General features: G+C 58.5%; 9 protein-coding genes. 4 read left to right on the top strand and 5 right to left on the bottom strand.

What is annotated here, in order from left to right:
* Positions 1-833: UDP-glucose 4-epimerase GalE (gene galE / locus JNM42_RS12505; protein WP_294270284.1), on the bottom strand; the 833-nt coding region annotated here is incomplete at its 3' end.
* A 392-nt stretch (positions 834-1,225) separates the two neighbouring features.
* On the opposite strand from galE, the gene JNM42_RS12510 reads away from it, so the two are divergent.
* From JNM42_RS12510 to JNM42_RS12520, 3 genes are all read left to right on the top strand, one after another.
* Entirely contained in the window at positions 1,226-1,741 is a 516-nt protein-coding gene (locus tag JNM42_RS12510; protein WP_294270288.1) for an FxDxF family PEP-CTERM protein, read from the top strand.
* A gap of 15 nt (positions 1,742-1,756) precedes the next feature.
* A complete protein-coding gene (locus tag JNM42_RS12515) occupies positions 1,757-3,859 on the top strand; it encodes a bifunctional metallophosphatase/5'-nucleotidase (RefSeq protein WP_294270292.1) in 2,103 nt (700 codons plus the stop codon).
* A 278-nt stretch (positions 3,860-4,137) separates the two neighbouring features.
* Complete coding sequence (locus JNM42_RS12520; protein WP_294270295.1) at positions 4,138-4,995, top strand: SDR family NAD(P)-dependent oxidoreductase; 858 nt, start codon at positions 4,138-4,140, stop codon at positions 4,993-4,995.
* A gap of 22 nt (positions 4,996-5,017) precedes the next feature.
* On the opposite strand, the gene JNM42_RS12525 is transcribed toward JNM42_RS12520, so the two are convergent.
* The 3 genes from JNM42_RS12525 to JNM42_RS12535 all read right to left on the bottom strand — a co-directional run bounded on the left by JNM42_RS12525 (position 5,018) and on the right by JNM42_RS12535 (position 7,381).
* Positions 5,018-5,920, bottom strand: a complete 903-nt coding sequence (locus tag JNM42_RS12525) for a PEP-CTERM sorting domain-containing protein (RefSeq protein ID WP_294270298.1) — start codon at positions 5,918-5,920, stop codon at positions 5,018-5,020.
* A 298-nt stretch (positions 5,921-6,218) separates the two neighbouring features.
* The gene (locus JNM42_RS12530; protein WP_294270301.1) at positions 6,219-7,070 is read right to left on the bottom strand and encodes a hypothetical protein; all 852 of its coding nucleotides are present in this window, start codon (positions 7,068-7,070) and stop codon (positions 6,219-6,221) included.
* Positions 7,071-7,168: 98 nt separating this feature from the next.
* Complete coding sequence (locus tag JNM42_RS12535; RefSeq protein WP_294270304.1) at positions 7,169-7,381, bottom strand: hypothetical protein; 213 nt, start codon at positions 7,379-7,381, stop codon at positions 7,169-7,171.
* Between JNM42_RS12535 and JNM42_RS12540 the strand changes: the two genes are divergently transcribed.
* Complete coding sequence (locus tag JNM42_RS12540) at positions 7,380-7,688, top strand: hypothetical protein (RefSeq protein ID WP_294270309.1); 309 nt, start codon at positions 7,380-7,382, stop codon at positions 7,686-7,688. The genes JNM42_RS12535 and JNM42_RS12540 overlap by 2 nt on opposite strands.
* A gap of 200 nt (positions 7,689-7,888) precedes the next feature.
* Here the strand turns inward: JNM42_RS12540 and JNM42_RS12545 are convergent.
* Positions 7,889-10,621, bottom strand: a 2,733-nt coding sequence (locus JNM42_RS12545) for an HD domain-containing phosphohydrolase (RefSeq protein ID WP_294270312.1), incomplete at its 5' end; no start/stop codon positions are given.

The following is a 10,621-nucleotide window of genomic DNA, read 5'->3' on the forward strand; positions in this document are numbered from 1 at the left end:
GCTCGGGCAAAGGCCTCGATCATTTCGAGCACGCTGTAGCCGCGCCCGGTGCCGATATTGACGGCCAGCAGACCTTCACGTGAGACCAGCGCGCGCAGTGCCGCAACATGGGCCAGCGCCAGATCGACGACATGGATGTAATCGCGAACACCGGTACCATCCGGGGTTGGATAGTCGTTGCCGAAAACGCGCAACTCGGGTAGTCGCCCCACGGCAACCTGGCTGACGAAGGGCATCAGATTGTTCGGAAGGCCATCGGGATCCTCGCCGATTTGGCCGCTGGGGTGCGCGCCGACCGGATTGAAATAGCGCAGCATCATGACTCGCCAGGTCGCATCGGCGCGACACAGATCGCGCAGGATCTCTTCAATCATCAGTTTGCTGCGCCCGTAGGGGTTGGTCGCCGAGAGCGGGAAATCCTCACGAATCGGTACCGTGTGCGGATCGCCATAGACCGTTGCCGACGAGCTGAAAACCAGCGTTTTGACGGCGAACTCGGCCATCGTTTCAAACAGCACAAGGCTGCCGTAAACATTGTTGTCGTAATAGGCGAGCGGCTTGGCAACGGATTCGCCAACCGCCTTGAGGCCGGCAAAATGAACTACGGCGCTGATCTCGTGGGCGGCAAACACGCTGCGCATGAAACTGCGCTCGCGTATATCGCCCTCGATCAGCGTCAGTGGCCGACCGGCGATCCGGGCGACGCGGCGCAGCGCTTCCGGGTGGGAGTTGGAAAAATTTTCGACGACCAGCGGCTCGTATCCCGCTGCCATGAACTCGATGCAGGCGTGGCTCCCGATGTAACCGCCGCCGCCGGTGATGAGAAGTTTCATTTTCGATTTCCTTGCTGGTAATGAATATGTTGCGAATTTGCTTTTAGTATCAGGTTAACCCATGGCTGAACCGTGTAACAGCGTGCAAGCACGACGAGCGTGCCACTTGCCGACTCTTCTCCGGGGTTATCCGTTTCAGCGCATTGAAGAGAACGGATTGTGCCGTATCTCCCCCGTTGATGCAGACAAATTGTTGAGAAGATTCATACAAATCTGATGAAAAACCGGCTAAGTCACCGGCTTGACACCTGATAGAAGCACCCATCAAGTACTGTGGCACCATGATTCGAATGGACTAGTCCGAGGCTCGACTGATTTTAATAGTCGACGGGTATGGTTTGATCAAGCTGGCGAAGGCCAGCCTTCTGCCCAATCAACTTCCCGGAGACGCCATGAAACCTGTCCGTACCCTGCTTACTGCAGCCATCGCTGCCCTTTCGCTGAATGCCCACGCCGTTACAGTACCGACTGATGGCAGTTGGTTCGAGTTTGATTTCGACGGAGCCGGTTCTTCACTTTATGACCTCAATACCCTGGAAAAAAGTTTTACTTTCAACCTTTCACAGTCAAGCATCCTGAGCGTTATTGATCTCGGATTCAGTGGAGACCGCTTCAACATTTCTGCCAATGGCGTTTCCCTCGGCCTGACTTCGGCACCGGTTGCCCAAGAAACAGAAGCGATCTTCGACATCGCCACTGCGTTGAACGACAGCCGTTTCAGCAAAGGCAACTGGAACCTCGCCGCCGGCAACTACACGATTACCGGTATCGCTACGGATTCACCGTATGGTGGCGGCTTCGGCTCGATGTCCGTCGTTGCCGTCCCCGAACCCGAATCCTGGGCCCTGCTGCTGGTCGGTCTCGGCATCGTCGGTACGATTGCCCGCCGCCGTTCCCTTGACGTCTGATACACAAGGAATCCGATGATGAAACTTACACTCATTGCTTCTCTTCTTGGCCTGGCCCTTAGCGCTGGCTGTGCTCATGCAGTCATAGCCGTACCGGTTTGCGCCGTGCCCAATGGACAGGCCGTGGTTACCATCGGCCACCTGCCCACCGGCGTGCCGAACCTCGACGCCGATGGCGCTGCCGGAACCAGCAAATGCACCATCAACGACCTGATCAAGGAAGAAGGCAGCTATGCCAGCCAGACAGCCTGGCTGGCGCATGTCAATGACGTGCTGACCAATCAGGTCAGCGCCGGTCTGCTCAACAGCGCCCAGGTTGCAGAGATTCAGGCTGCCGCAGCCGCTTACGACATCAAGCGCTATGCCCGTGTCAAGATCATCGGCTTCAACGACTTCCACGGCAACCTGCGTTCCCCCGGCTGCCTGATCAACTCCTGCACGGCTGGTACGCCCGGTGTCCCGGTCGGCGGCATCGACTACTTCGCCGGCTACATCGCTGCGATGCGCGCCAAGAATCTAGCCAATACCGTGATCCTTTCTGCCGGCGACCTGATCGGCGCCAGTCCGCTGGTTTCCGCACTCTTCCACGACGAAGGCACGATCGAGGCGATGAACCGCCTCGGCCTGCAGAACGATGGCAGCATCGCTTTCCGCCTCGATTACGATGCCGTGGGCAACCACGAATTCGACGAAGGCAAGGAGGAACTGAAGCGCATGCAGAATGGCGGCTGCCACCCGACCGACGCTCTCCACACCTGCCAGGGCGACGTGGTCGGTACGCCGAATCCCTTCGAAGGTGCCAAATTCAAGTTCCTGTCGGCCAACGTGGTCGAAACCGACACCGGCAAGACGCTGTTCCCGGCCTACCAGATCAAGATCGTCAATGGCGTTCGAATTGCCTTCATTGGCCTGGTACTGGAAGGTACGCCGACCATCGTCACCCCCACCGGCGTCGCCGGCCTCGAGTTCAAGGACGAAGCCGACTCGACCAACGCCCTGATCCGCCAGTTGCGCAACAGCGGTGTCGAAACCATCGTCGTCAGCATCCATGAAGGCGGTTTCCAGAGCGTCACCCCAAGCACGGTCGCCGGCTACAACAACTGCACCGGCTTCTCCGGCCCGATCCAGGACATCGTTGCCCGTCTCGACCCGGCCGTCAATCTTGTCGTCTCCGGCCACACCCACGCCGTCTACAACTGCGACCTGCCGATCGGCACCGCCGCGCCATTCAACACCGTCGGCAAGACGGTCAAGGTCACCAGCACCAACGCATTCGGCCGCGTCCTCACCGAAATCGACCTGACCATCGATCGCACCACGCGCAAACCGGTCGGCGTCTCGGCCTGGAATACCATCACCTTCCGCAACAACGCCGATATCGTGGCGAACGCCGGACTCAATAATCTGATTGCCAACTACGAAAACCTGACCACCCCGCTGGCCAACCGCGTCATTGGTTCGATCGCCGGCGATCTGCCGAACAGCGCCGATTCCGTCGGTCGCCAGAAGGCCGGCTTCGTCATCGCCGATTCGCAACTGGCAGCAACCGCACCGGCTCAGTTCGGCGGCGCCGTGGTGGCCTTCATGAATCCGGGCGGCGTGCGCAACCCCGGCTTCATCTACGCCCAGAGCGGCACCGAAGGCGACGGCAACGTCACCTACGGCGAAGCCTTCACCGTTCAGCCCTTCGGCAACAGCCTGGTCACAATGACCCTGACCGGCGCCCAGCTCAAGAACGTTCTTGAACAGCAATTCACCGGTTGTGGTACCCAGAACGCCAACCGCCTGATGCAGCCTTCCTCCAGCCTGACCTACGAGTTCACCCCGGTGTCCGGCTGGGTTTACACCAGTACTGCCGTCAAGAACACCGGCTGCAACTGGGTTAACACGGCAAGCATCAAGATCAACAACGTTCCGATCGATCTGGCGACCAGCTACCGCATTACCATGAACAACTTCATGGCCGACGGTGGCGACAACTACATCGAGTTCAAGAAGGGCACCAACCGCCTCGGCGGCGCTGTCGATATCGATGCTCTGGAGGCCTACTTCAAGGCTTACGGCGGCCCGGTGCCGGTGCCTGATTACACGGCGCAGCCACGGGTAACCCGCAACTGAGTCGTCAGTCGGAAGCATGGAAAAGGGGCGCTCCCGTGGCGCCCCTTGTTATTGGCGTTGATCAAAGCGCTCAATGGCTGTGAAAAAAGCTTCAACACGCGTCACGGCTGCGCGTATCTTCAAAGCCAAGAAAAACGGGGTCTACCGAATGATCTTCTGACATGCGCCGAAAGCCAAACGCTGTACAACGGGCGTGAAAAGAACTATCGAACTTGTCGCTGGCAAATGACTGCTTTAGTGTCAACTCTGCTGCAATCATCAGAAAGTGTTAAAACGCCATGATTCGTTTCAAATGTGACCCATCGTCGCTCGCGGCACGCGTCGCCCTGATCACTGGGGCCAATACGGGGATTGGACGCGTAACAGCACTGGAACTCGCGCGCAACGGCTTCCAAGTCTTCCTCGCCTGCAGGTCTTTGGAGCGCACTCAGCCGGTTCTTGACGAAATTCGTTCCGGGAACCCTGCCGCCGTCGCGGAGTGGATTCCGCTGGAATTGTCTGACTTTGAATCGGTACGAACGTGCGCCAAGGCTTTTCTCGAACGTCAACTGCCACTGCACCTGCTGGTAAACAATGCGGGGCTCGCAGGTGCCCGCGGACTCACAACGTCAGGCTTTGAGTTCATGTTCGGGGTGAACCACATGGGCCATTTCCTGCTCACGCAACTGCTACTTGAACGCCTCAAGGATAGCGCTCCGGCACGCATCGTCACAGTCGCCAGCCGGGCACATCTCCGGGTTCGTGGCATTGACTGGGATGCCGTGCGACAACCGACGGCCAGCGTGTTGTCCGTCAAGGAATATTGCGTCTCCAAGCTGGCCAATGTGCTGTTCAGCGCTAAACTCGGACGACATTTGCAGGGTACGGGCGTGGTGACCAGTTCCCTGCACCCCGGTGTGGTTGACTCCGACATTTGGCGCACGCTGCCATGGCCTTTCCGCGCACTGAACCGATTGCGCCTGGTGTCAGTGGAACAAGGCGCCAAAACCACCCTGCATTGCGCCCTGGCCGAAGGGGCCGCTTTAGAAACCGGCCTTTATTACTCCGACAGCAGGGCGATATTGCCGAGTGCGGCAGCGATGAACCTTGCGCTGGCCGACGAACTCTGGCAGCGCAGCCTGGACTGGAGCAGGTAAAGCGACCCATCTGCTTTTGCCCTCAATCCCTGCTGCTTTCCCTGGTTACTCGCGTATGCTTCCCGCGACGTGTAACTAGGCCAAGTAGGCTCAGACCTGCCAGCATCATGGCGTAGATTTCCGGCTCGGGAACAGGTGCAATACCAACTGTGAAATTGTCGAATCCGACCTGCGCGTTTGAGGTATCCATGCTCAACACAGCGAAATTGAATGTCGGACGTGTGTGAGGGGGATCAATGGCTGCTTGTCCATTCCCGATGAAGTAGATGATGTCTCCACTGGGTGTTTCTGCCGGGATCGTTGCCTTTCTACTACCCAAGTTACTGACCTGGATGGCATTGGACAATGATTCGCCGCTCCAAAGCGTCAAATTTGCGGTTCCTCCTGTTTCGCCCGCGTAATTGATCGCTGCAAAGTCAATGAAACTGACCGGCGTTTGGAATTGAATGACAAAGTAACCTGGCCCAGACGTGGCACTTTGAGAATTACCTTTCAGGAAATAGTGATCAACGACATAGTTACGCGGATTATCGAGTACTCCCGGTGCATTGCCATAGGTGCCGTGCGGATGGGTGAGGCCAAACTGACTGCTATTCGGATCAACCTGGCCAATGCGACTTTGCCATTGAATCTGATCAAGGCTGTTACCAAATCCGAACCGTGCCTGAGTGCTACCCAGACCAACCCAATTGCTTAGCTTTTGGCGATTGGTGAAGCCACTCTCGAAGTTCTCTTTGATGACCGTCAATTTATTCCCGGCGAGTACAGCCGCAGTCAGCAACCCGACTGCATCAAACTGGGCATTCTTGTCGAGATCAAAGAGGGAAGGGTTGGGGTCGTAGCTTTCATCCCCCCAATAGGCGTGCGCCGGGATCAAGAAAGTACTGAGAAAGGCAACTAGCAGGCAACTGCCAAACGATCGCATGATGCATCCTCGCTATAGAAAAACTCAGTGGATGACGGGCGTCGCCAAGTCGATGAATCAGGTTATATCGGCGCGGGAAACCCGCACCGAGACAATCGCAACTCTTGATTTTTACCTCAATTTTATTGCCGTGTGATGACAGCGGCGGGAGCGAAATATGAGCCATTGTGCTCACGATGAACGTATTGGACGGCTGTGCCTGCAGCAGATTATTCTGCTTGTGACTTCAATCGGTAGTGTTTACCGACCTTGGCTTTGGTGCAACATGCACGTAAGGTTTCAGTGCCAACTCCGAAAATCAGCGTAACAATGCTGCACGGGCCTCACGCAACCCAGGCTGGGACACTCGTCTGAGGTCGGGCGCATGGATCAGCGAAATGCTCAGCCAGACGGCAACGCTGAAGTAGAGCGACATCCAGACCACCTCGCTTCTCCAATGCTCCCATCGGTGCGATACCACCCAGCGCGTCGAGGCGTCGGAAATCCCTTGAGCAATGCTGAAATAGGATCGTCCGATGGCTTCATCGGCTAACCACCTTCCCCAATACATGGGTACGTCCACCAGAAACATGTAGGCAACATAGGCAACGCCCAATGCGCACAGAAACGACAGCATGAAGCGCAGCGCACGCTGACAATGCGGCCAGACTATGGCCAGACTGACGACCAGTGAAGCCGCACATAAACCCCAGAGCGTTTCCTCGACGACGTGGCCAATATTTGAAGTCGTCAGTACCGAATACCAGGAGAACACCTCTGCGATTGCGATCAACGGTACCAGTGCAAGCGATGCGATCCTGCCTGTGCGACATGCGCTACCTCGCGAGATCTCCGCTAGCAGCAGCGCCCATTGCGCGACGAAACAAAGCTCGGCAACGGTCGCCACGGAGCGCCCGACGATTACGCTGGATAACCAGGAATCTACCAACACCATTCTGGGCACATCAAATACAGGCAACGCCGAACGGAACGCACAGCCGAAAACATACCCGGCCGAAAGAACAATCTGCAACCGGCGCATGGCATACACTTCCGGGTGCAGGGTTCCACGTCGCCGTGAGAACACCAGTGCAGAGGCAGACCAGGCGAGGACGTTGAGGCCGCTTGCCAGACAGAGGAAAAACCACCAGAACGATACGTCGGTAATCATGGAGCGCCTCCTTCAGATGGATATCAAGGCGGGCAAAAATGCTTCCATTCAGGGGATCACAATCCGCGATGTCGCGGGACCGGTCCACGAACGCAGGTTCATGGCCAGGTCGAAGGCTGCTTCGCGTGTTTTGGTGGTCGTCCCGTCTTGATTGGCGTCAGCGCCTTGATGGCTTTGAACAGGGTGGCATCTGACTTCGCGGCGAATGACAGGAATGCTGCACGCAGCACCTCGCTCTTTTTTGCGGCAACACCCCCGGCCAGGCAACGCTGCTTGACCTCTGCAAGCAAGGCATACTCGGCGTCCGGCATGGTGAAGCTGTCGCGAATAAGCTTCGCCTTTTTCGGTTTGACTGCATTGGTGGATTTGGCTGCCGGAACAGGTTTCACGGCAGGCGACGGGGCCTTTTTCGGCGCGGCTTTTACTTCTTTTTTGGCTGGCCCCGTTTTAGCAGAATTCACCCTGGGCTTGGCTGCGGTCTTCCTGGCCGAAGCCTTGTGCGCCGTTTTTGCTGACGCCGGCTTTGACACAATAGCCGACTCAGGCTCATTTTCGGTTACTGACTTGATTATGCTTCCGGACATTGAAGTTTACTCCATACATCACTATAGGGAATAAACAGTATATAAGGTTTATAACTTTTTGCAACGGCCGGATGAAGTTGTGTGCCTGAATTTTATTGCCTAACGAGACTCCCTTGATTCATGACATGACCAAAGATAACCTGCATCCAGCAAGCAATGCTTATCGAAGGGCGCTTATGAGCACTCTTGAACTTGCCGGGTGGGGGCGTGTGCAGTCCGTTCTGAACGTTCGATTCAGGCCGGCTGTCGGGCGCGCTGAAGCGCCGCGTCAATATCGACTTCGTCAATCTGCGGTGCGTCAAGGAAGCGCTGGGCGAAGCGCAGGTGGACACCCGTGCGCAGGAATAGCTCGAACAGGTCAGGGTCAAGGTGCCCGATGCGCACGTAGTCGGCCAGCAGGCCGACCGACTCCGAAAGCCGCTTGCCGGGCTTGTAGGGGCGATCGGACGCGGTGAGCGCCTCAAAGATGTCGGCGATGGCCATGATGCGCGCCTGCACGGACATTGCATCGGCATGCAGCCCGCGCGGGTAGCCGCTGCCATCGAGATGCTCGTGGTGGTTGCCGGCGATGTCGGGAACATTCTTCAGGTAGTCCGGGAAGGGCAGTCCACGCAGCATGATGATGGTCTGGACAATGTGGTTGTTGATGAGGAAACGTTCCTCGTCGGTCAGTGTGCCACGGCTGACCGACAGGCAGTGCACTTCGCCGAGGTCGAGACGGTAGGCGGGTGCCTTGAGCCCGAGGTCTTGCGGCAGCTCGCTGACAGTCTGGTGCAGGATGCGGTGATCTTCGCGGTCGGCAAGCAGCGACTCGAGCGTTGGTAGCGTCGGCGCCGGCAGGCGCTCCTTGCGCCGCATCTCGATCGGAGAGATGCCTAGCCGGTCGTCGAGGGTGCGCCGCCAGGTGCGGCCAGCGATCAGCCTGAGCCGCGCCCTGGATTCCTCGGAAAGAATTTCGCCACCGATATTGCAGGCGGCGACAAATGCGAAGTCCGCATCAAGTGAAGTCAGTTCAGCGTTACGCAAAGCGCGCAACGCCGACTCGTCGCCACCTTCGGCGATTCCACGCCAGTAGCTGATTTCGGCATCGCGCTTGAGTACCTCGAAACGCGTGCGCACCTCGTGGATGCGGTCGCTCAGGGTTTCCAGCTTGGTCGCCTTGTCGACCACGAATTCGGGGGTCGTCAACTTGCCGCAATCGTGCAGCCAGGCGGCGATATTCAGGGTTTCCCACTCGGACTCGCTCAAGGCGAAATCGCGGAACGGACCGCTGTCCGCCTGACAGGCCGCTTCGGCGAGCATCAGTGCCAGTTCCGGAACGCGCTGGCAGTGCCCTCCGGTATAGGGCGACTTGGCGTCAATGGCCCCGGCCATGACTTTGATGATTGAATTGAGCAATGCCTTCTGCGCCTGCATCAGCCGCTGATTGTCGATGGCCACGGCCAGCGTACCGGAAAGGGCATTGACGAAAGCAGCCTGCTCGCTACTGAAAGCCGCTTCATTCGCTGACTTGGTCAGGAAGAGTACACCGATGGTCTGGCCTTCACGGTTGCCCAGCGGAACGGTCAGGTAGTCAACGCTCTGGCCGGGAAAGCGTGCTCCTACCCATTCGAGCCCGGCGGGAAGCCAGGCGGCATGGAGCTGGCCGGAGCGCATTGTTCCAACATGACAGGCGCCGCATAGTGGATGCTCGAAGTCCCGATCAACCAGCGCTACCGCCGGTGGTGCGTTGATGAGTTGGGCCAGGTCCACGTTCTGCCAGGCGGCGGGATGCAACTCGCCACCACCGCCATCCATAAGATAAACGGCGCCCGCATCGGCACGTGCGCTGGCGACTGTCTGGCTGATCAGACCGTCGAGCAGGCGCTGGAAATGGCGCTCAGCGGACAACTGCGAGGCAATTTCAAGAAACTGGCGGATCGTCGAGCGCATCCCGGACATCGCCTGTGCGAGGTCGTCGACTTCGAGCACGAAGGATCGCGCATCGCGTCCGTCGAAATTGAAGTGGCGAATGGCACGCGCGTCCGCCGAAAGATGTCTCAGGCTGAGCGAAACGCGGCGGGCGATCCACCACGTCGCCGGCACCGCAACCAGCAGCACGGCAAGCATCGACAACAGGGCATACTGCCGCAAGTTTTTCACTCCGGCCAGCAGTTCGTCGTGGGGCGCCGCCATGACGAGGAACAGCGGTTCTCCGTCGTTGAGTTCGGACGCGACAAGCAGCGTTTCCCAATCGCGTCCTGCGCTGGTCAGCGTCCGGGTGCGGCTGGCTACCCCATCGGATAAGGTTTGCGCCAGGATGGGCATGTCCATGCCGGCCAGTGTTGGCAGTTTCAGTGGCGTATCATTACCATTCGCCCAGGCGCCATGCGAGGCGGCGAGTACCTGGCCGGCGCGATCCGTCAAGGCCAGTTGCGCAGATGGCGAGGGCCGCTGGCGTGACAGGGAAGCCGAAAGATCCTTCAACGCCAGGTCGGCCCCGACGACAGCCTTGCCGTCCGGCGTCGCCTGGGCGATGGCAAAGCCGATTTCCCGCGATTCGAGCGTGAAGGCAGTGGTTCGAAGCAGGCCGGGGTGTTTCAGTGCAGCGCCAAACCAGGGCAACTCGTTGGCGCTGTGCCTGACGCTGGCACGTGTAGATAACAGTGCCAGCTCCTCGTCGTAGAAGCGGACACTGTCGCTATGCTTGCCCGGCGTCGTGATCCGTACCATGTAGGCCGAGCCATCGGGCGCCTGTTCCGCGCGCCGCACGGCGGCGAAGTCCAGCCGGCGGACGGAAAATAACCCGCCATCGGCGAAGCCGACGTAAATTGCCGAGAGCATGGGTGTCATATCCAGGGCAAGACGGATCATCGGCAGACTGGCTAATTGTCCCTGCGGGCCACCGTCGCTGGCGTTCGGGCGCTGTGCAAGAAGCGCGACCAGCGTGCGGATCGGCTCGTGGCCGGCGCGCAATTCGGACAGTGT

This window comes from Propionivibrio sp. (assembly GCF_016790145.1).
Lineage (GTDB): Bacteria > Pseudomonadota > Gammaproteobacteria > Burkholderiales > Rhodocyclaceae > Propionivibrio.